Source organism: Ramlibacter tataouinensis TTB310 (genome assembly GCF_000215705.1).
In the GTDB taxonomy this organism is placed as follows: Bacteria; Pseudomonadota; Gammaproteobacteria; order Burkholderiales; family Burkholderiaceae_C; genus Ramlibacter; species Ramlibacter tataouinensis.
The window spans coordinates 266,605-285,893 of the sequence record NC_015677.1 but is presented as its reverse complement, the minus strand read 5'-3'; the positions used below and the strand labels follow the sequence as shown (position 1 = coordinate 285,893).

Annotated in this window: 18 protein-coding genes; 6 read left to right on the top strand and 12 right to left on the bottom strand. The window is 70.9% G+C overall.

The window, feature by feature from the left end; all coding sequences use genetic code 11:
- From rpoN to RTA_RS01360, 9 genes are all read right to left on the bottom strand, one after another.
- Positions 1 to 1,566 carry an RNA polymerase factor sigma-54 gene (rpoN, locus tag RTA_RS01400; RefSeq protein WP_013899581.1) on the bottom strand — a complete coding sequence of 522 codons (1,566 nt, stop codon included), beginning with the start codon at positions 1,564 to 1,566 and terminating at the stop codon, positions 1 to 3.
- Positions 1,566 to 2,357, bottom strand: a complete 792-nt coding sequence (gene lptB, locus RTA_RS01395; RefSeq protein WP_013899580.1) for an LPS export ABC transporter ATP-binding protein — start codon at positions 2,355 to 2,357, stop codon at positions 1,566 to 1,568. Before lptB ends, rpoN begins: the two co-directional genes overlap by 1 nt.
- Positions 2,354 to 2,992, bottom strand: coding sequence for a lipopolysaccharide transport periplasmic protein LptA (lptA, locus tag RTA_RS01390; protein WP_013899579.1), 639 nt, complete (start codon positions 2,990 to 2,992; stop codon positions 2,354 to 2,356). Before lptA ends, lptB begins: the two co-directional genes overlap by 4 nt.
- 101 nt (positions 2,993 to 3,093) lie before the next feature.
- The gene (locus tag RTA_RS01385) at positions 3,094 to 3,738 is read right to left on the bottom strand and encodes a thiol:disulfide interchange protein DsbA/DsbL (protein ID WP_013899578.1); all 645 of its coding nucleotides are present in this window, start codon (positions 3,736 to 3,738) and stop codon (positions 3,094 to 3,096) included.
- A 67-nt stretch (positions 3,739 to 3,805) separates the two neighbouring features.
- Positions 3,806 to 4,432 (bottom strand): SPOR domain-containing protein, encoded by a 627-nt coding sequence (locus RTA_RS01380; protein WP_013899577.1) that lies wholly within the window; start codon positions 4,430 to 4,432, stop codon positions 3,806 to 3,808.
- A 2-nt stretch (positions 4,433 to 4,434) separates the two neighbouring features.
- Entirely contained in the window at positions 4,435 to 6,108 is a 1,674-nt protein-coding gene (gene argS, locus RTA_RS01375; protein ID WP_013899576.1) for an arginine--tRNA ligase, read from the bottom strand.
- A 19-nt stretch (positions 6,109 to 6,127) separates the two neighbouring features.
- Positions 6,128 to 6,580: a DUF2214 family protein gene (locus tag RTA_RS01370; protein WP_013899575.1), complete on the bottom strand. Its 453-nt coding sequence runs from the start codon at positions 6,578 to 6,580 to the stop codon at positions 6,128 to 6,130.
- Positions 6,581 to 6,582: 2 nt separating this feature from the next.
- Complete coding sequence (locus tag RTA_RS01365) at positions 6,583 to 7,530, bottom strand: LysR family transcriptional regulator (protein WP_013899574.1); 948 nt, start codon at positions 7,528 to 7,530, stop codon at positions 6,583 to 6,585.
- A gap of 8 nt (positions 7,531 to 7,538) precedes the next feature.
- The gene (locus RTA_RS01360; RefSeq protein WP_013899573.1) at positions 7,539 to 8,471 is read right to left on the bottom strand and encodes an HTH-type transcriptional regulator ArgP; all 933 of its coding nucleotides are present in this window, start codon (positions 8,469 to 8,471) and stop codon (positions 7,539 to 7,541) included.
- Positions 8,472 to 8,583: 112 nt separating this feature from the next.
- On the opposite strand from RTA_RS01360, the gene RTA_RS01355 reads away from it, so the two are divergent.
- Positions 8,584 to 9,228 (top strand): LysE/ArgO family amino acid transporter, encoded by a 645-nt coding sequence (locus RTA_RS01355; RefSeq protein ID WP_013899572.1) that lies wholly within the window; start codon positions 8,584 to 8,586, stop codon positions 9,226 to 9,228.
- 24 nt (positions 9,229 to 9,252) lie between these two features.
- Here the strand turns inward: RTA_RS01355 and RTA_RS01350 are convergent, their stop codons facing one another.
- Together RTA_RS01350 and RTA_RS01345 are read right to left on the bottom strand one after the other, a co-directional pair.
- Positions 9,253 to 10,461 carry a CaiB/BaiF CoA transferase family protein gene (locus RTA_RS01350; protein WP_013899571.1) on the bottom strand — a complete coding sequence of 403 codons (1,209 nt, stop codon included), beginning with the start codon at positions 10,459 to 10,461 and terminating at the stop codon, positions 9,253 to 9,255.
- A gap of 101 nt (positions 10,462 to 10,562) precedes the next feature.
- A complete protein-coding gene (locus RTA_RS01345; RefSeq protein WP_013899570.1) occupies positions 10,563 to 11,525 on the bottom strand; it encodes a Bug family tripartite tricarboxylate transporter substrate binding protein in 963 nt (320 codons plus the stop codon).
- Between the two features lie 115 nt (positions 11,526 to 11,640).
- On the opposite strand from RTA_RS01345, the gene RTA_RS01340 reads away from it, so the two are divergent.
- Positions 11,641 to 12,621 (top strand): amidohydrolase family protein, encoded by a 981-nt coding sequence (locus RTA_RS01340; protein ID WP_013899569.1) that lies wholly within the window; start codon positions 11,641 to 11,643, stop codon positions 12,619 to 12,621.
- A 110-nt stretch (positions 12,622 to 12,731) separates the two neighbouring features.
- Positions 12,732 to 14,930 (top strand): malate synthase G, encoded by a 2,199-nt coding sequence (locus RTA_RS01335; RefSeq protein WP_013899568.1) that lies wholly within the window; start codon positions 12,732 to 12,734, stop codon positions 14,928 to 14,930.
- Between the two features lie 15 nt (positions 14,931 to 14,945).
- On the opposite strand, the gene RTA_RS01330 is transcribed toward RTA_RS01335, so the two are convergent.
- Complete coding sequence (locus RTA_RS01330) at positions 14,946 to 15,797, bottom strand: hypothetical protein (protein WP_013899567.1); 852 nt, start codon at positions 15,795 to 15,797, stop codon at positions 14,946 to 14,948.
- A 249-nt stretch (positions 15,798 to 16,046) separates the two neighbouring features.
- Here RTA_RS01330 and RTA_RS01325 point away from each other — a divergent pair, with 249 nt between their 5' ends.
- The 3 genes from RTA_RS01325 to RTA_RS01315 are packed head-to-tail and all read left to right on the top strand — an operon-like array spanning position 16,047 to position 18,969.
- Positions 16,047 to 17,414 (top strand): NAD(P)/FAD-dependent oxidoreductase, encoded by a 1,368-nt coding sequence (locus tag RTA_RS01325; RefSeq protein WP_049871198.1) that lies wholly within the window; start codon positions 16,047 to 16,049, stop codon positions 17,412 to 17,414.
- The gene (locus RTA_RS01320; protein WP_143762877.1) at positions 17,398 to 18,207 is read left to right on the top strand and encodes a lysophospholipid acyltransferase family protein; all 810 of its coding nucleotides are present in this window, start codon (positions 17,398 to 17,400) and stop codon (positions 18,205 to 18,207) included. The genes RTA_RS01325 and RTA_RS01320 overlap by 17 nt, the downstream gene beginning before the upstream one ends.
- Positions 18,208 to 18,969 carry a glycosyltransferase family 2 protein gene (locus RTA_RS01315; RefSeq protein WP_041674945.1) on the top strand — a complete coding sequence of 254 codons (762 nt, stop codon included), beginning with the start codon at positions 18,208 to 18,210 and terminating at the stop codon, positions 18,967 to 18,969.
- Positions 18,970 to 19,289: the final 320 nt, after the last annotated feature.

Sequence of the window (19,289 nt, the reverse complement as noted above, 5' to 3'; positions counted from 1 at the left end):
TCAGAGGGCCTTGCGCAGGTTCGCCGGCGCGATGCGCAGCGCCTCGCGGTACTTGGCCACGGTGCGGCGCGCGCACTCGATGCCCTGCTCCTTGAGCATGTCGGAGATCTGGCTGTCCGACAGCGGCTTCTTCGCGTCCTCGCTGGCGACGAACTGCTTGATCAGCGCGCGCACCGCGGTGCTGGACGCGTTGCCGCCGGTCTCGGTGCCCAGGGCCGAGCCGAAGAAGTACTTGAGCTCGAAGGTGCCGAAGGGCGTGGCCATGTACTTGGCCGTGGTCACGCGCGAGATGGTCGACTCGTGCAGCCCCAGCTCGTCGGCGATCTCGCGCAGCACCAGCGGGCGCATGGCCAGTTCGCCGTGCACGAAGAAGTTCTTCTGGCGCTCGACGATGGCGTTGGACACGCGCAGGATGGTGTCGAAGCGTTGCTGGATGTTCTTGATGAACCAGCGCGCCTCCTGCAGCCGCTGCTGCAGTGCCTGGTGGCCCTCGCCCTTGTGCGCCTTGAGCGCGCCGGCATACACGTCGTGCACGCGCAGGCGCGGCATCACGTCGGGGTTGAGCTGAACGCGGAACCTGAACTGCCCGCCGCGGCCGACCTTGGTGACCAGCACGTCCGGCACCACGATGTTGCGCTCCACGTCGACGAAGCGGCGGCCGGGCTTGGGCTCCAGCCGCGCGATCAGCGCGATGGCGGCCTTGATGCGCTCCTCGCCCTCGCCGGTGAGCTGCGCCAGGCGCTTGACGTCGCGCCGCGCCAGCAGCTCGATCGGCTGGCGGCAGATGGCCAGCGCCGTGTGGCAGGGCGAATCGGCGCTGCCGTTGGCCACGGCCTTCAGCTGCAGCGTCAGGCACTCGGCCAGCGACCGGGCGCCCACGCCCGCCGGGTCCAGGTGGTGCAGCAGGCCCAGGGCGACGGTGAAGCGGTGCACCAACTCCTCCTGCTGCTGCGGATCGTCCCCGGCCAGGCCGGCGGCCAGCGACTCGAGCGAGTCCTCCAGGTAGCCGTCGTCGTTGAGCGATTCGATCAGGAAGCGCAGCGCGGCGCGGTCCTCCTCGCACAGCCGCAGGGCCAGCGCCTGCCGGTGCAGGTGGGCCGGCAGCGACTCCTGGCTGCGCGCCAGCTCGGTGGCATCGACCTCGCCGTCGTCGCCGGCCGCGTTGTTGCGCCGTGCGGGCGCCTCGCCGCCCCATTCGCCGTCGTCGGGCACCAGCTCCGTGCTGCCGTCGCCCTCCCAGTCCGAAGGGCCGCTGTCCGGGGCCGGCGCGGCGTCCACGTCGCCCGTGCCCGCGGAGCGCTCGCCCTCGGGGCCGGCCGCCGTGAACTCCTGCGCATGCTCGAATTCGCGGTCGGCTTCCGGCACCGGCGCATCGGCCTGGGCCACCCCGAACTCCTCGCGCGGCGCCTCGTCGATGCTGAGCTCCAGGAACGGGTTGTCGCCCAGCATCTGCTCGACTTCCTGCGACAGCTCCAGCGTGGACAGCTGCAGCAGCCGGATGGACTGCTGCAGCTGCGGCGTGAGCGCCAGGTGCTGCGAAACGCGCAGCGACAGGCCCTGCTTCATCACATCTTGAAGTGTTCGCCCAGGTACACCCGGCGCACGTCGGCGTTGTTGACGATGTCGGCCGGCGTGCCCTCGGCCAGCACGTGGCCGTCGCTGATGATGTAGGCGTGGTCGCAGATGCCCAGGGTCTCGCGCACGTTGTGGTCGGTGATCAGCACGCCGATGCCGCGCGACTTGAGGAAGCCGATGATGCGCTGGATCTCGATCACCGCGATCGGGTCGATGCCGGCGAAGGGCTCGTCCAGCAGGATGAAGCGCGGCTGCGTGGCCAGCGCCCGCGCGATCTCCACGCGCCGGCGCTCGCCGCCGGACAGCGCCACCGACGGCGAATCGCGCAGGTGGTCGATGCGCAGGTCCTGCAGCAGGGCCGTCAGGCGCTGCTCGACCTTCTCGCGCGCCAGCGGCCGGCCGTCCTCGCCGTGCTGCAGCTCCAGCACGGCGCGCACGTTGTCGGCCACGTTCAGGCGGCGGAAGATGGACGCCTCCTGCGGCAGGTAGGACAGGCCCAGGCGCGAGCGCCGGTGGATGGGCATGTCCTCGACCGGGCGGCCGTCGATGCTGATCTGGCCGGCGTCGGCGCGCACCAGCCCCACGATCATGTAGAACGAGGTGGTCTTGCCGGCGCCGTTGGGGCCCAGCAGGCCCACCACCTCGCCCTTGGCGACCGACAGCGACACGTCCTTGACCACCTTGCGGCTGCCATAGGCCTTCTGCAGGTGCCTGGCTTCCAGGCGGCTGTGCTGGCTGTCGGGCCCGGATGCGCGGAACCCCGGCACGGATTCGCCGGTCACTTGCGCTCCCCGCCCAGCGTGCCGCTCGGGCGCAGCGCCGCCGGCGGCGTGGACGCGGCAGGCGCCGGCCGGCTGGCGGCCGCCGGGTCCTGGCGGGGCCCCAGCACGGCGCGAACCCGGCCGCCCGGCGCGGCGGCCGACGAACCCGGGCCGTTCACCGGCCCGCCGTCCACGTTGAACACCTCGGTGACGTTGTCGTAGGTGATCAGGCTGCCGCTGATCTGGTCCACCAGCGTCGAGCCGCGGTACCGCCGCAGTTCCCCCCGGCGGATGAACTTGACCTTGTCGGCGCGGCCGTCGTACTCGATGACCTCGCCCTCGCCCTCGATGTACTCGTCCACGCCGTCGCGCTTCTGGCGGTAGAAGGCGCGCTCGCCGGGCGCGGCGGTGACCACGCCGTACTGGTAGCCGTCCGGGTCCTGGCGCACGTCCATGCGCGCGCCGCGGATGACGATGGTGCCCTTGGTCACCACCACGCGGCCGGTGAACACGCTGGCCTGCTTGAGGTCGTCATAGCGCAGCGTGTCGGCCTCGATGTTCATGGGCTTGTCGCGGTCGGCCTTCTCGGCCGCGGCCGGTGCGGCCGCGAGCGCCGCCAGCAGCGGCAGCAGGAAGAACGCGGGGAAGTGTTTCATGAAAGGCACGAATCTTGCGTGGCATTGTAGCGGCCGTCTCCGGGGCGCTTTATGAAAAGGCCCGCTTGCGCGGGCCCGGAGACGGCAGCAAGAGCGCGCCGTCAGCGGCTCTTGCGCGCCTGCGCGAGCAGGAAGTCCGTGATCTGCAGCGCGCGCACCATGTTGCCGGCCAGGGAGCCATCGGTGTAGTAGCGCCCGGCGATGCCCAGGGCCGGCACGCCCTCCACCTGGTAGGCGTCCTGCAGCGCGATCGCCTGGCGCACCTTGGCCGTGGTGGCCTCGGACCGGTACGCCTCGTCGAACCTGGCGCGCTCCAGGCCCTGCTGCTCGGCCCAGGCGCCTATCGCCTCCGGCCGGCTGAGCGGCTGCCTGTCCTGGTGGATGGCGTTGAACACCTTGCCGTGCAGGTCCAAGCGGTTGATCGCCTCGAGCGCGAAGAACAGACGCTGCTGCGGCACGAAGTCCTCGCGGAAGGCCACCGGCACCCGGCGCAGCACCACGTCGGCCGGCAGCTTCTGGACCCAAGCCTCCAGCTGCGGCTCGAAAGCGTTGCAGTGCGGGCAGCTGTACCAGAAGAACTCGACCACCTCCACCTTGCCGGCGGGCGCCGCGGTGGGGGCGGGCCGGCCCAGGGCCTTGTACTCGCCTTCCTGCGGCTGGCGGTGTTGCGCCTGCGCCAGGCCCGGCAGGCCCAGGCCGGCCAGCCCCCATGCCGCAGCGGCGGCGGAAAACTCGCGTCGTTTCATGCTCACTCCTTGGGTTGCGGTGGGAGCCGCGGCCCGGCTGGAAGGTTCCGCCCTGCAGCCGGCGCCTTCAGCGCCGCACGTGCACGAAGTCGGTCTCGATGCCGTTGGCCCGCAGCCGCTCGGTGGTCTGGTCGGCATCCTCGCGGCGCTCGAACGGGCCCACGCGGACGCGGAACACCTGCCGGCCCGACTGCTCGCGCTCGATCACGCGCGCGTCCAGGCCCATGAGGGACAGCCGGGCGCGCTGCGCCTCGGCGCTCTCGGCGCTGCGGAAGGCGCCGGCCTGCACGAAGTAGATGAACGGGTCGCCGGCGGATGCCGCCGAACGGGCCGTGGCCAGCTCGCCCAGCGGGTCGGCAGCGGCAGCGGGGGCACGCGGCGCCGGGCTGCTGGCGGCCGGCACGGGCGGGCGGGCGGCGGGGGGACGGGTGGCGGGGGCGTCGGTGACCGGGCCGCCGGCGCCGGCTGGCGGCATCGGGCGCGCCGGGTTCTTGCCGTGCAGCGGCGCGTTGGGGTCCCAGTTCTGGTTCTTCTTGCTCTCGGCCGCATCCTGCTCGGCGCTGCGGCTGCCGCCCTTGTTCAGGAAAGGCACCGGCACCTTGGACACGTACACGGCGACCGCCAGCGCCACGGCCAGGCCCGCCACCACGCCGATGATGATCCCCAGGATCATGGAGCCACGCTGCTTGTTCATCACTACATCTTCCTCGGCGCACCCACTCCGAGCACCGCCAGGCCATTGTGCAATACCTGGGCACAGGCGGCGACCAGCGCGAGCCGGGCTTTCTTCACGGCCTCGTCGTCCACGAGGATGCGCTCGCTGTCGTAGTAGCTGTGGTAGCTGGCCGCCAGCTCGCGCAGGTAGAAGGTGACGTCGTGCGGCGCGAAGTCGGCCGCGGCGGCAGCCAGCATCTCGGGGTAGCGGGCCAGCTGCAGCATCAGCGCCTGCGCCGCCGCGCTGCGCAAGGGCGACAGGTCCACGCCCGCCAGCTGCGCCGGATCGCCCCCCCAGGCCGCCAGCACCGAGCAGATGCGCGCATGGGCGTATTGCACGTAATAAACGGGGTTGTCGTTGTTCTGCGCCAACGCCAGGTCCACGTCGAACACGTACTCGGTGTCGGGCTTGCGCGAGAGCAGGAAGAAACGCACCGCGTCCTTGCTGGTCCACTCGATCAGGTCGCGCAGCGTGACGTAGCTGCCCGCGCGCTTGGAGATCTTGACCTCCTGGCCGCCGCGCATCACGCGCACCATGGTGTGCAGCACGTAGTCGGGATAACCCGGCGGGATGCCCACGCCGGCGGCCTGCAGGCCGGCGCGCACGCGGGCGATGGTGCCGTGGTGGTCCGTGCCCTGGATGTTGACCGCCTTGGCGAAGCCGCGCTCCCACTTGGTGATGTGGTAGGCCACGTCGGGCACGAAGTAGGTGTAGCTGCCGTCGGACTTGCGCATCACGCGGTCCTTGTCGTCGCCGTAGTCGGTGGACTTCAGCCACAGCGCGCCGTCCTGCTCGTAGGTCTTGCCGGCCTGCTGCAGCCTCCCGACCGCGGCCTCGACCTTGCCGCCGGCGTACAGGCTGGACTCCAGGTAGTACTGGTCGAACCTCACGTCGAAGGCCCGCAGGTCCAGGTCCTGCTCGTGCCGCAGGTAGGCCACCGCGAACTGGCGGATGGACTCGAGGTCCTCCACGTCGCCGGAGGCGGTGAACTCGCGGTCGTCGGCCTTCACCGTCTTGCCGGCCAGGAAGTCGTCGGCGATGTCCTGGATGTAGTCGCCGTTGTAGGCCGCCTCGGGCCAGCCGGCGTCGCCGGGCTTGAGCCCCTTGGCGCGCAGCTGGGTGGACCGGGCCAGCGTCTCGATCTGCACGCCGGCGTCGTTGTAGTAGAACTCGCGGTGCACCTGCCAGCCCTGGGTGGCGTACAGGTTGCAGATGGCGTCGCCCAGCGCGCCCTGGCGCCCGTGGCCCACGTGCAGCGGGCCGGTGGGGTTGGCCGAGACGAACTCCACCATCATGCGCCGCCCGCTGGAGGGCTGGCGGCCGAAGCCCTCCCCCGCGGCCAGCACCTCGCGCACCACCTGCTGCTTGGCCTGCGGCCTCAGCCGGATGTTGATGAAGCCGGGACCGGCGATCTCGATCGCCTCCACCCAGCGCCGGTAGGCCGGCTGCGCCAGCAGCGCGGCCTTCAGGCCCTCGGCCACCTGCCGCGGATTCTGTTTGAGCGGCTTGGCCAGCTGCATGGCCGCGGTGCAGGCCAGGTCGCCGTGCGCGGCGACCTTGGGCGACTCGAACGCCGCCTTGTCGGCCGCGCCCGGCAGCAACTGCTCCAGCCCGGCGGCCAGGCCGACGAGCAGTTCTTTCTTCACTTCAAGCATGAAGGGATTCTATGGGCCGCTAGCTTCCATAGCCTCGGGCCAGGAACACCGCCGCGAGCGGAACCAGGGGAATGAGGTGCGCCTGCGCCATCACCCGCTTGCGCGTGCGGCGCACCTGCTCCGGCGAAGGCAGCGTGCCGCCCTCGCGCAGGGCGCGGCGCCAGCGGGCAAAGGTGAGCGTGGGTCCAATGGAAAGCAGGCCGATGACCACGAACAGGCCGAACTTGGTCCACAGCAGCCAGTTGCCGCCGTAATAGGCCCCGCCCTTGGCGCCCCAGAACACGCGCGCCAGCCCGGTGAGCAGCACCGCGAGCGCGGCCAGGCCGCACACCCGGTCGACGGTGGCCAGGCGCTCGACCACGGCGGCATTGAGCCACTCGGGCCGGCAGATCGCCGCCTCGCTGGCGATGAACACCACCATGGTGAGGATGGCCAGCAGGTGGGCGTAGGCGAGCAGGGCTTCCAGGGTCATGGTCATGCGGGCTCCGGTGCGGGGGCGGCGGCGCTCGCCGTCCAGAACGCCGGCTGGCTGTAGTGGTGCTTGAGGAAGTCGATCCACAGGCGCACCCGCAGGGGCAGGTGCTTGCGCTGCGGGAACACGGCGTGGATGCCGTTGGGCGGCGCGGCGAACCCGGCCAGCACCTCGACCAGGCGGCCGGCGGCGATCTCCGCCTCGACCTCCCAGATGCTGCGCCAGGCGATGCCGTGGCCGGCCAGGCACCAGTCGTGCAGTACCTGGCCGTCCGAGCAGTCCAGCGGGCCGCCGGGCTTGAGGTGGACGACCTCGTGCCCGTCGCCAGCCGGAACACGGAATGCCCATCCCCGGGTCTGCGAGGCGTCGCTGGACAGGGTGAGGCAGTGGAAGCGCACCAGGTCCTGCGGATGCTGCGGCGTGCCGTGGCGCCGCAGGTAGGCCGGCGTGGCCACGCACAGCCGCCGGTTGTCGGCCAGGCGCACGCTGACCAGGGAGGAGTCGGGCAGGTCGCCCACGCGCACGGCGCAGTCGTAGCCTTCGCCGGCCAGGTCCACCACCCGGTCGCTCAGGTTCAGCGACAGGGTCACCTCGGCGTGCTGCTCGCGAAAGCGCGGCACCAGGGGCGCGACGTGGCGCCGGCCGAACCCGGCCGGGGCCGTGACCCGCAGGTGCCCGCTGGCCTTGACGCCGCCGGCGCTGACGCTGGCCTCGGCATTGGCCAGGTCGGCCAGCAGGCGCTGGCAGTCCTCCAGGAAGGCGCTGCCCTCGTGCGTGAGCGTGAGGCGGCGCGTGGTGCGCACCAGCAGCTTGACGCCCAGGCGCTCCTCCAGCGCGTCCAGCCGGCGGCCCATGATGGCCGGCGCGACGCCCTCGGCCTTGGCGGCCGCGGTGAGGCTGCCGCGGGAAGCGACGGACACGAAGGATTCCAGCTGCTTGAGCTTGTCCATGGCGCGGATTATGGAAGCGCGGCCGCCGTGCCAGCGCCGGCCGGCGCCAGGGCCTGCCCGGCCGCCCGCCGCACGGCCTGCGTCAGGCGCTGGGCCGAGGGCGGCTCGCGCTCCCAGTGGTGCCAGTACAGCAGCACGTCCACCGTGGCGCCGGGCAGCAGCTCCTGCAGCGCCGGCCTGCCGGGGCGCTGCGCCAGGTGCAGTTCGGGCACCATGCCCCAGCCCAGGCCTTGCTCGATGGCGGTTTCGAAGGCGTCGACCGCCGGCGCGAAGTGGCGCGGGTAATGGGGCTGGTGCAGGCCGAAGTGCTGGGCCAGGAAGGCATCCTGCAGCGCGTCCTTCCGGTTGAAGATGACCGCGGGTTGCGCCAGCAGCCGGTGCGGCGAGACCCTGCCGCCCGGGCCCTGGCAGCGCCGCGCCACCTCGGGCGTGGCCATGCAGCGATAGCGCATCACGCCCAGCGGCTCGGCCAGGCAGCCGCGCAAGGGGGTGGCCAGGGTGGAGACACAGCCGATCACCTCGCCGCGCTTGAGCGCGTCGTGCGTGTGGTCCTGGTCGTCGATCACGATCTCCAGCAGCAGCCTGTGGCGCGCTGCCAGCGCCGCCACGCCGGGGATGAACCAGGCGGCGGCCGAGTCGGCGTTGATCGCCACCGACAGCGCTTGCCAGCGGCTGCCGGCGGCGGTGCCGCCCTGCAGGCCGGCCAGCAGGTCGGCCTCCATCAGGCGGACCTGCTTGGCATGGGACAGCAAGGCCTCGCCGGCCGGCGTGGGGCGCACCTGCTTGCCGCGCACCAGCAGTCGACGGCCCAGGTGCTGCTCCAGCGCCTTGATGCGCAGCGACACCGCCGCCAGCGTCAGCGACAGCGTGCGGGCTGCCGCGCCGAAGCTGCCGTGCTCGGCCACGGCGGCCAGCGCCTCGAGTTGGCGTCGGTCCAGCATGAGGAATCAATAACTCCTTGAATACATGGAGTTAAGTTTACGCAGCTTTAACGCCAGGCTCCTGCCCACGACACTCGCGGGCACCGACCGAATGCATCAACGAGGAGGACCCATGACCGCCAGCGCACCCGCCTTCACCGCCGGCATGGTGATGAGCCTGTCCCTGATCGTGGCCCTGGGCCCGCAGAACGCTCACATCCTGCGCATGGGCCTGCGCCGCCAGCACCTGTGGCTGACGGTGGCGGTGTGCGCCCTGGCCGACGTCGCGCTGATCGGCCTGGGCGTGCTGGGACTGGCACAGCTGGGCGGGCTGTCAGACAAGCTGCAGGGCGCACTGGTGGGTGCCGGTGCCCTGTTCCTGGCGGTCTACGGCTGGCACGCCCTGCGGCGCGCCCTGCATCCGCCCGGCGCCCTGGCGGCCGCGGCGGCCTCTGGAGACGCAGCGGCGCAGCAGCCGCCGGTGCGCGGCCTGCGCAGCGCCGTGCTCGACGCGCTCGCCTTCTCCTGGCTGAACCCGCACGCCTGGTTGGACACGGCGGTGCTGATCGGCAGCGCTTCGCTGGCCTATGGGCAGGCGGGCAGGGCGTTCGGCCTGGGCGCGGCCGCGGGTTCGGTGGTGTGGTTCCTCACCCTGGGCGCCGCCGCGTTCTGGCTGGGCCGCCGGCTGACCTCGCTGCACGTGTGGCGCGTGCTGGACGCCCTGGTGGCCCTGATGATGTGGGGTTCCGCGGTCTGGCTGGTGGCCGGCCTGGCGTGAACAAGGCTCACCGGCGCCGTGCGGTCATCCCGGGCCGCCAGCCACCGGCGTGTCGCCCGCGAGCAGGGCCTGGACCTCGTCCGGCCCATAGCCCAGGCCCGCGAGGATCTCGCGCGTGTGCTGCCCCGCCCGGGGCGGCTGCAGCCGCACGCCGGGCCGGGCGCCGTCCAGCGTCAGCGGCAGCAGCGGCGCCTGGGTCGGCCGCCCGTCCGGCAGGGTCACCGGCGCCAGCCCGCCCGTGGCCTGCAGGTGCGGGTCGTCGAACAGCTGCTCGGGCCGGGTGATGGGCGCGAACGGCAGGCCCTCGCGCTCGAACACGGCGCTCAGCTCGGCCGCGCTGTGGTGCCGCAGTCGCTCGCGCAGCACCGGCATCAGCCAGTCGCGGGCGCGCACCCGGTCGTTGTTGGTGGCCAGCCGCGCGTCCGTCTGCAGGTCCAGGAAGCCGAAGGCGGCACAGAAAACCTTCCATTGCCCGTCGCTGACCACGGCCAGGAAGATCTGCTCGCCGCCCTGCACGGTGAACACGTCGTACACCGCCCAGGCCGAGATGCGCGCCGGCATCGGCGCGGCCGGCTGGCCGGTGACGGCGAACTGCATCATGTGCTGGGCCACCAGGAACACGTTGTTCTCGAACAGCGCGCTCTGCACCTCCTGGCCGCGGCCGGTGTGCGCCCGCTGCATCAGTGCCGCCATCGCGCCGATGGCGCCGAACAGCCCGCCCATGATGTCGTTGACGCTGCTGCCGGCGCGCAGCGGGTCGCCGGGCCGGCCGGTCATGTAGGCCAGGCCGCCCATCATCTGCACCACCTCGTCCAGCGCCGTGCGGTGGTCGTAGGGGCCGGGCAGGAAGCCCTTGTGGCTGACGTAGACCAGGCGCTCGTTCAGCCGCCGCAGGGCGGGGTAGTCCAGGCCGAGCTTCTTCATGGTGCCCGGCTTGAAGTTCTCGCTCACCACGTCGGCCGTGGTCGCCAGCCGCAGGGCGACCTCGCGGCCCTCGGGCCGCTGCAGGTCCAGCACGAGGCTTTGCTTGTTGCGGTTGAACAGCGGGAAGAAGCCCGCGCCCGAGCCCAGCAGGCGGCGCGTGGCGTCGCCGCCGGGTGGCTCGACCTTGATCACTTCCGCGCCCAGGTCGGCCAGCACCAGGCCGCAGGTCGGGCCCATCACCATGTGGGTGAATTCCACGACGCGGATGCCCTGCAGCGGCAGGGCGGGGGCGGATTCGGCGGGGCTCATTGGATAACCTTCGCCCTATGGGCTGCGGTGCTATGAGACTTCGGAGCGGCCGTGCGTCTCATGCGGCTATTGTGCAAGCCGCACGCGACACTGCCGGCCGGCTATTCGGCCTTGAAGCCCGAAGCCTTGATCGGCGTCTCCCAGCGCCTGAGGTGCTCGGCCTGGGTGGCGGCCAGCGCGGCCGACGGCGCGTGGTTGGGCACCAGGCCGAAGCCCTGGATGCGCTCCTGCAGCTCCGGCACCGCCAGCGCCTGGGCCACCGCCTTGTCGATGCGGGCCGTCACCTCGGCCGGCATGCCGGCCGGGCCGTACAGCCCGAAGAAGGCGTCCGCCGCCATCGGGATGCCCGCCTCCTTGAGCGTGGGCACGTCCGGCAGCGCGCGCGAGCGCTGCTCGCCGGTGACGGCCAGGATGCGCACCCTGCCGGCCTTGTGGTGCTCCAGGGTCTCGGACGCGGTGTCCACCATCAGCGGCACCTGGCCGCCGATCAGGTCCTGCGCGGCGGGGGCGCCGCCGCGGTAGGCCACGTGGGTCAGCGGCACGCCGGCCGCCTGCGCCAGCAGCAGGCCGGCGAAGTGGGGCACGGTGCCGGCGCCCGAGGTCGCGTAGCTGGCCTTGCCCGGATTGGCCTTCATCCAGGCCAGCACCGAGCGGATGTCGCCGGCCGGGGCGCCGGGCCCGGCCGTGACGGCGAAGTCGAAGGTGACCAGGCGCGACACCGGCGTGAAGTCCTTGATCGGGTCGTACGGCAGGTTGCTGTAGAGCCAGGGAGCGATCACCAGTGCGCCGCTGGGGGACAGCACCAGGTTCTGCCCGTCCGGCGGCATGCGCTTGAGCTCGCCCAGCACCAGGCGGCCGGCGGCACCGGGCTTGTTCTCGACGATGACGTTCTGGCCCAGCGAGGTCTTGAGCCTGTCGGCCAGCAGGCGGGCGATCACGTCGGCCGAGCCGCCGGGCGGAAAGCCGACCCAGATGCGCAGGGTGCGGTCCTGCGCGAATGCTGCGGAGAGCGGGGGAACAGCGAGGGCGGCGCCGGCCAAGGCGGCGAAATGACGGCGTTTCATCGGCAATCTCCTGGAGGGGATCATTTAACATGTTAAACGTATCGCATCCGCGCGCTTGCGGCCATCCGGTCGCACCCGGAGTCCCCCCCACGATCCAGGAGACAAAAGGAATCCCATGACCGTCATCGACGTCCACACCCACATGTTCACCACGAAGTGGCTGGAACTGCTGAAGAAGGAAGGCGGCCAGTACAACATCCAGACCCGGCCGGACGGCCAGCAGGAGATCTTCCGCGGCAACACCCCGGTGGTGATCCCGCAGAAGGGCCACTTCGACTGGAAGCTGCGCATCCAGCACATGGACCAGGCCGGCATCGACGTGTCCGTGGTTTCGCTCACCTGTCCGAACGTGTACTGGGGCGGCGAGGACGTGAGCGTGCGCGCCGCCCGCGAGGCCAACGACAACGTGGCGCAGGCGCAGACGGCCTATCCCGACCGCATCCGCTGGTTCGCCTCCCTGCCCTGGGAGTACCCGCAGCGCGCGGTCGAGGAGCTGGAGCGCAGCTGCGCGCAGGGCGCGGCCGGGGTGATGGTGCTGGCCAACGTGGCCGGCCGGAGCCTGACCGACCCCCTGTTCGCCCCGGTCTGGGCCGAGATCGACCGCCGCGCCCTGCCCGTGCTGGTGCACCCGACCGACCCGCCGGGCGTGGACCTCATGGACATGACCAAGTTCGACCTCAGCTGGTCGGTGGGCTTCATGTTCGACACCACGCTGGCCATCACGCGGATGATCTTCGAGGGCTTCTTCGACCGCTACCCGAACCTCAGGATCATCGCCTCCCACGGCGGCGGCACCCTGCCCTACCTGGTGGGCCGGTTCGAGAAGGGCGACGAGGTGGAGCTGGCCTCGCGCCGGCAGATGAAGCGCAAGCCCACCGACTACCTGCGCCACATCCACTACGACTGCATCACCTACAACCTGGGCGCGCTGCAGTACCTGATCTCGGTGGTGGGCGCCGGGCAGGTGATGTTCGGCACCGACTGGCCGCACTGGGTGCACGACACCCGAGGCGCCTTCGCCAACACCGCGCAACTGCCGCAGGAGCAGACGCGGGCGGTGCGCGGGGCCAATGCCCAGCGGCTGTTCAAGCTCTGATTACCCGCTTTCCAGTTAAAAATACTCCGCGCTCCAGGCTGTCAATGCTCAGCCTGGTTCCCAATACAGTGGCGGCCTGATATCCCACGACCCCACGGAGTGAACACACCATGACCGCACGCACCCAGATCCACGGCCTGCAAGTGGACGGCCAGCTGGCGCGCTTCATCGACGAGCAGGTGCTGCCCGGCACCGGCGTCGACCGCGCCGCCTTCTGGAAAGGCTTCGACGCCATCGTCCACGAGCTGGCGCCCAGGAACGCCGCGCTGCTGGCCGAGCGCGACCGGCTGCAGGCCGAGCTGGACGGCTGGCACCGCGCCCACCCCGGCCCGGTCCGGGACATGGCGGGCTACCGCGGTTTCCTGGAGAAGATCGGCTACCTGGTGCCGCAGCCGCGCGGCGTGAAGGCCACCACCGCCAACGTCGACGCCGAGCTGGCGCTGCAGGCCGGCCCGCAGCTGGTGGTGCCCATCCTCAACGCCCGCTACGCGCTCAACGCCGCCAACGCGCGCTGGGGTTCGCTGTACGACGCCCTGTACGGCACCGATGCCCTGCCGGAAACCGGCGGCGCCGACCGGGGCCCCGGCTACAACGAGGTGCGCGGCGCCAGGGTGATCGAGTACGCGCGCCACGTGCTGGACCGCACCGCGCCGCTGCAGCAGGGATCGCATGTCGATTCCACCGGCTACCAGGTCGAGGGCGGCCAGCTGGTGGTCGCGCTCAGGGGCGGCAAGGCCAGCCGGCTGCAGGACCCGGCGCAGTTCATCGGCTACCAGGGCGAGCCCGCGCAGCCCTCGTCCGTGCTGCTGCGCCACCACGGCCTGCACCTGGACATCCGCATCGACCGCACCCATCGCATCGGCGCCACCGACCCGGCGGGCGTGAGCGACCTGGTGCTGGAGTCCGCGCTGTCCACCATCCTGGACCTGGAGGATTCGATCGCCGCGGTGGACGCGCAGGACAAGCTGCTGGCCTATGCCAACTGGCTGGGCATCCTGAAGGGCACGCTGACCGAGCAGGTCAGCAAGGGCGGCAGGAGCTTCACCCGCGGCCTGAACGGCGACCGCGTCTACCGCTCGCCCCGGGGCGACGGCGAGGTGCGCCTGCACGGCCGCTCGCTGCTGTTCCTGCGCAATGTGGGCCACCTGATGACCAACCCGGCCATCCTGTGGGGACCCCAGGCCAAGGAGATCCCCGAGGGCATCATGGACGCGGTGGTCACCACCGCCATCGCGCTGCACGACCTGCAAGGCAGGGGTGCGAACGGGATCCGCAACTCGCGCACCGGCTCGGTCTACATCGTCAAGCCCAAGATGCACGGCCCGAAGGAAGTGGCCTTCGCCAGCGAGCTGTTCGGCCGCGTCGAGCAGCTGCTGGGCCTGCCGGCCAACACCGTCAAGCTGGGCATCATGGACGAGGAGCGCCGCACCAGCGTCAACCTGCAGGCCTGCATCGCCGAGGCGGCCGCCCGCGTGGCCTTCATCAACACCGGCTTCCTGGACCGCACCGGCGACGAGATGCACACCGCCATGCTGGCCGGCCCGATGCTGCGCAAGGGCGACATGAAGTCCTCGGCCTGGATCCAGGCCTACGAGAAGAACAACGTGCTGGTGGGCCTGTCCTGCGGGCTGCGCGGCCGGGCCCAGATCGGCAAGGGCATGTGGGCCATGCCGGACCTGATGGCCGCCATGCTGGAGCAGAAGATCGCCCACCCCAAGGCCGGTGCCAACACCGCCTGGGTGCCCTCGCCCACGGCCGCCACGCTGCACGCGCTGCACTACCACCAGGTCGACGTCTCGCAGGTGCAGCAGGAGCTGGAGAAGACCGACGCGCAGGCGCAGCGCGAGAGCCTGCTGGCCGGCCTGCTCACCATCCCCGTGGTGCCCGAAGCCAAGTGGAGCCCGCAGGAGCGCCAGCAGGAGCTGGACAACAACGTGCAGGGCATCCTGGGCTACGTGGTGCGCTGGATCGACCAGGGCGTGGGCTGCTCCAAGGTGCCCGACATCCACAACGTGGGCCTGATGGAGGACCGCGCCACGCTGCGCATCTCCAGCCAGCACATCGCCAACTGGCTGGAGCACGGCGTGGTCACGCGCGAGCAGGTGCTGCAGACCTTCCAGCGCATGGCCGCCGTGGTGGACAGGCAGAACGCCGGCGACCCGCTGTACCGGCCGATGGCCGGCCACTGGGACAGCAGCCACGCTTACCGCGCGGCGCTGGACCTGGTGTTCAAGGGCAAGGAGCAGCCTTCGGGCTACACCGAGCCGCTGCTGCACGCCTGGCGGCTGAAGGTCAAGTCCGCCGGCTGACTGGTTCGAGGCAGCTTATCGCGCCGCCGAAGCCGTGGCAACGTCCTTGAGCCGGCCGGCGACTTGCTTGCGCCCCGCTACGGCACCGCTGACGGCAGCCGCGAGCCCGAGCACCAAAGCGAGCAGGGTCGTCCACATCGTCGCCGACGCATAGGGCTGTGCCTTTGCAGCGGCCTGTTCAGCCCGTGCGGCAGCCTTCGCAGCAATCTCATCGGCGCCTTTGCGCGCCTCCGCCATGGCCTGGGCCGGATCGTTGCGTGCGGCTTCTACACGCTGGGCGATACCCGACAAGGTACTTTGCGTCTCGGCCTGTGTCATGCCTGTGGCCGCTGCGACAACCTGCGCGGTTTTCGGGTCCTTCAGGCGCGCAGTGATCTGCTCCACATTGCCGCTGGACAAATCGCCAGCATTGACGGCGCCAGCCACGGTCGAGGTCGCGCTGCGGGTGACGCCTCCAAGCGCGCCGAGCACACCGCTCGTCAACATGCCGATCCCGCTGCTGGCCAGATAGATCAGCAGGAGGATGGCGAGTACCCACACCAGCACGCCCTCGATCATGCCGCTGGTGCGGTCGTAGACCATGCCGGTGCGCGTGGCGACCATGCCGCCAATGAACAACGAGACCAACAGGGTCAAGCCACTCCATATGGCAGCCCCGACCCCAAGGGTCTTGGCATTACCGTCCTCGGCAGGCCCGACGTCCGCGGCGGAGATTCCGATGGCCAATCCGAGCACGCTGAGCAGCAGGAAGACACCCACAGCCACCAGCAAGCCGCTCCAGACGCCGCTCCATGCGATGCGACTGCCGTGTTGAACGGCAGTCGCGGATGCCACTCCGCGTTGGATTTCGTTGTAGGGCGTCGACAAGGCACTCTCCTGATTAGACAAAGGGGCGGTTCCACACTGAGGACCGTGCATGTTGGTTGCGCACCTCCACCACCCGGATAGGAAGGGGGGAGCAAGCGCGGTAGGAAAGTGCTGGCGTTGCGTTGGCGGCACCAGCCTGTCTGCCGTCAATCAGAGCGCGTCGGCATTTTTGCAGCGGCGCATCGACATCTGGCCGAACACATCCGCCTGCAGTGACCAGGCCACATTTGCATACTAAAATTCGCGCCGATGTTGGATGCTCCCCTGCCCCGCAGTGACACCGCGCCGGCCGGGGCGGCGCCCGCACTGCGCGAATGCGACGTGCTGGTGGTCGGCGGCGGCCCCGCCGGCAGCACCGTCGCCGCCCTGTTGGCCCGGCAGGGCTGGCGCGTCACCCTGATCGAGAAAGCCCGCCACCCGCGCTTCCATATCGGCGAGTCGCTGCTGCCGGCCAACCTGCCGCTGCTGGACAAGCTCGGCGTGCTGGGCGAGGTCCAGGGCCTGGGCATGGAAAAGTGGGGCGCCGAGTTCATCTCGCCCTGGCACGAGCCCAGCAGCCAGACCGTGCGCTTCGCCGAGGCCTGGGACAAGTCCATGCCCTATGCCTACCAGGTGCGGCGCTCCGAGTTCGACGAGGTGCTGCTGCGCAATGCCCAGCGCAAGGGCGCCGAGGTGATCGAAGGCTGCCGCGTGCGCGACGTGGCCTTCCGGCCCGACGGCAGCGGCGCCGAGGTGGAGGCCCGCCACGACGACGGCCGCACCGAGCACTGGAACGCCCGCTTCGTCGTCGACGCCTCGGGCCGCGACACGGTGCTGGGCAAGAAGTTCGGCACCAAGCGCCGCAACCCGCGCCACAACAGCTCGGCGGTGTACGCCCACTTCACCGGCGCGCGCCGGCACGAGGGCCAGGCCGAGGGCAACATCACCATCTTCTGGTTCGAGCACGGCTGGTTCTGGTTCATCCCGTTGGCCGACGGCTGCACCAGCATAGGCGCGGTGGTCTGGCCCTACTACCTGCAAAGCCGCGGCAAGCCGCTGGACCAGTTCTTCCTGGACACCATCGCCCTGTGCCCCGCCCTGGCCGCCCGGCTGGAAGGCGCGACGCTGGCGTCCGAGGTCGAGGCCACCGGCAACTTCTCCTACAGCTGCGACCAGACGCACGGGCCCGGCTACCTGATGATCGGCGACGCCTACGCCTTCATCGACCCGGTGTTCTCCTCGGGCGTGATGCTGGCCATGCACGGCGGCTTCGTGGCGGCCGACACCGTCACGGCCTGCCTGCGCGAGCCGGCGCGCGCCGCCCAGGCGCTGCGCCGCTTCGACAAGGAGGTCCGCCGCGGCCCGCGCGAGTTCTCCTGGTTCATCTACCGGGTGACCAACCCCATCATGCGCGACATGCTCATGACCCCGAGCAACGTGTTCCGCGTCAAGGAGGCGCTGCTGTCCATGCTGGCCGGCGACATCTTCGGCAGGACGCCGATCTGGGGCTCGCTGCGCGCGCTCAAGGCCATCTACTACCTGCTGTCGCTGGCCGGCCTGCGGCGCTCGTGGCAGGCGATGCGCCGGCGCCGCGCCAACATCCAGCCCAACGAAACCACCGATGCGCTGGCCGGCTAGTTCGGAACCCTTCCCCGTGCCGCACCGGGCCCTGGGCCGGCTGCGCGACGCGGCGCGGCTGCACCTGGGCTTCGCCGCGCTGGCTGCCCTGTGCCTGGTGTCGTCCACGCTGGGTTCGGCCGCCGCGCTGTTGATGCGGCCGGCGCGGCGCGGGCCGTTCGCCCGCCGCCTGATCTGCTGGATCTTCGGCACCCACCTGCGGCTGATGGAGCGCCTGGGCGCGGTGCGGCTGGACCTGTCGGCGCTGGACACGCTGGAGGGCGAGCCGCCCCTGGTGCTGGCACCCAACCACCCGTCCATGATCGATGCGGCCCTGATGCTCTCGCGCCTGACGCGGCTGACCTGCGTCATGAAGGCCGACATCCTGGAGAACCCGCTGTTCGGCGTGGGCGCGCGCATGGCCGGCTACATCACCAACGACCCGCCGCGGCAGATGATGCGCGCCGCCGGCGACAGCCTCCAGGACGGCCGCCACCTGCTGCTGTTCCCCGAGGGCACGCGCACCCGGCAGCGGCCCCTCAACGCCCTGCAGCGCACCGCGGGCGTGATCGCGCGGCGCGCCGGCGTGCCGGTGCAGACCCTGATCATCGAGACCTCGAGCCCCTTCCTGTGCAAGGGCTGGCCGCTGTTCCGGGCGCCGGCCATGCCCCTGGTGTACCGCGTGCGCCTGGGCCGGCGCTTCGACCCGCCGGCCGACGTGGAGGCTTTCACCTCCGAGCTGGAAGCCTACTTCCAGCAGGAGCTGGCCACGGCGCGGCTGCCCCCGCTGCCCCTGCCCCCCGACGCGCGCTGAATGCCGGCCGCGTCGCGGACCCACCTGGTCCTGATCCCTAGCTACAACCCCGGCCCCAAGGTCTACGAGACCGTCCGGGCGGCGCGCGCCCAGTGGTCCCCCGTGTGGGTGGTGGTGGACGGCAGCACGGACGGCACGCCCGAGGGCCTGCGGCAGCTGGCGCAGGGCGATCCTGGCCTGCGGGTGCTGGTGCTGCCGCGCAATTCGGGCAAGGGCGCGGCGGTGCTGCACGGCCTGGAGGCCGCCGCTGCCGAGGGCTTCACCCATGCCCTGACCATGGACTCGGACGGCCAGCACCCGGCCGACCTGATCCCGCGCTTCATGGCGGCGTCGCAGCAGCAGCCCGGGGCCATGGTGCTGGGCAAGCCGGTGTTCGACGCCAGCGCGCCGGCGCTGCGCGTCAACGGCCGCAAGGTGTCCAACGGCTGGGCCAACCTGGAGACGCTGTGGGCCGGCATCGGCGACTCGCTGTACGGCTTTCGCGTCTACCCCATCGAGCCGCTGCGCCAGGTGATGCGCGGCCAGCGCTGGATGCGCCGCTTCGACTTCGACCCCGAGGCCGTGGTGCGCATGTGCTGGCGCGGCGTGCCGCCGGTGAACCTGCCGGCGCCGGTGAAGTATTTCCGCCCGGACGAGGGCGGCGTCTCGCACTTCAACTACCTGCGCGACAACCTGCTGCTGACGTGGATGCACTCGCGGCTGTTCCTGGGGTTCCTGGCGCGGCTGCCGGCGCTGGCGGTGCGGCGGCTGGCGGGGCGGTAGCAGGGCACGCTTGGCGCAGGTGGTTGCCTGGAAGTATCTGGGTTTTTGTTCAGCCAAGCCCTGAGGAGGCTGACCTGAGCCCGCAGTGGACTGCTGAGTCATGGCTTCAACAAGACGGTTGAGCTGATTGGGGCCCTGGCCGGTCGTCAATCTTGGTCCCGCCAAGTCCATTGTCGAGCTAGCGCATCAGTGACAATACTGATGGACTTCACCCCCGCATCAGTGACAAGGCAGTTACCATGCCTCGTAACATTTCGTTGCGCGGTCGTTGCTCTCTCGCGGCCTGCTCAGGACGGAAGACTCCCTTTTTTTCTCTCTCT

What these genes read in the sequence shown, in the direction of transcription:
- rpoN (WP_013899581.1), bottom strand. Translation starts at nt 1,566, where the DNA reads ATGAAGCAGGGCCTGTCGCTGCGCGTTTCGCAGCACCTGGCGCTCACG.
- lptA (WP_013899579.1), bottom strand. Translation starts at nt 2,992, where the DNA reads ATGAAACACTTCCCCGCGTTCTTCCTGCTGCCGCTGCTGGCGGCGCTC.
- RTA_RS01385 (WP_013899578.1), bottom strand. Translation starts at nt 3,738, where the DNA reads ATGAAACGACGCGAGTTTTCCGCCGCCGCTGCGGCATGGGGGCTGGCC.
- RTA_RS01380 (WP_013899577.1), bottom strand. Translation starts at nt 4,432, where the DNA reads ATGAACAAGCAGCGTGGCTCCATGATCCTGGGGATCATCATCGGCGTG.
- argS (WP_013899576.1), bottom strand. Translation starts at nt 6,108, where the DNA reads ATGCTTGAAGTGAAGAAAGAACTGCTCGTCGGCCTGGCCGCCGGGCTG.
- RTA_RS01370 (WP_013899575.1), bottom strand. Translation starts at nt 6,580, where the DNA reads ATGACCCTGGAAGCCCTGCTCGCCTACGCCCACCTGCTGGCCATCCTC.
- RTA_RS01365 (WP_013899574.1), bottom strand. Translation starts at nt 7,530, where the DNA reads ATGGACAAGCTCAAGCAGCTGGAATCCTTCGTGTCCGTCGCTTCCCGC.
- RTA_RS01360 (WP_013899573.1), bottom strand. Translation starts at nt 8,471, where the DNA reads ATGCTGGACCGACGCCAACTCGAGGCGCTGGCCGCCGTGGCCGAGCAC.
- RTA_RS01355 (WP_013899572.1), top strand. Translation starts at nt 8,584, where the DNA reads ATGACCGCCAGCGCACCCGCCTTCACCGCCGGCATGGTGATGAGCCTG.
- RTA_RS01350 (WP_013899571.1), bottom strand. Translation starts at nt 10,461, where the DNA reads ATGAGCCCCGCCGAATCCGCCCCCGCCCTGCCGCTGCAGGGCATCCGC.
- RTA_RS01345 (WP_013899570.1), bottom strand. Translation starts at nt 11,525, where the DNA reads ATGAAACGCCGTCATTTCGCCGCCTTGGCCGGCGCCGCCCTCGCTGTT.
- RTA_RS01340 (WP_013899569.1), top strand. Translation starts at nt 11,641, where the DNA reads ATGACCGTCATCGACGTCCACACCCACATGTTCACCACGAAGTGGCTG.
- RTA_RS01335 (WP_013899568.1), top strand. Translation starts at nt 12,732, where the DNA reads ATGACCGCACGCACCCAGATCCACGGCCTGCAAGTGGACGGCCAGCTG.
- RTA_RS01325 (WP_049871198.1), top strand. Translation starts at nt 16,047, where the DNA reads ATGTTGGATGCTCCCCTGCCCCGCAGTGACACCGCGCCGGCCGGGGCG.
- RTA_RS01320 (WP_143762877.1), top strand. Translation starts at nt 17,398, where the DNA reads ATGCGCTGGCCGGCTAGTTCGGAACCCTTCCCCGTGCCGCACCGGGCC.
- RTA_RS01315 (WP_041674945.1), top strand. Translation starts at nt 18,208, where the DNA reads ATGCCGGCCGCGTCGCGGACCCACCTGGTCCTGATCCCTAGCTACAAC.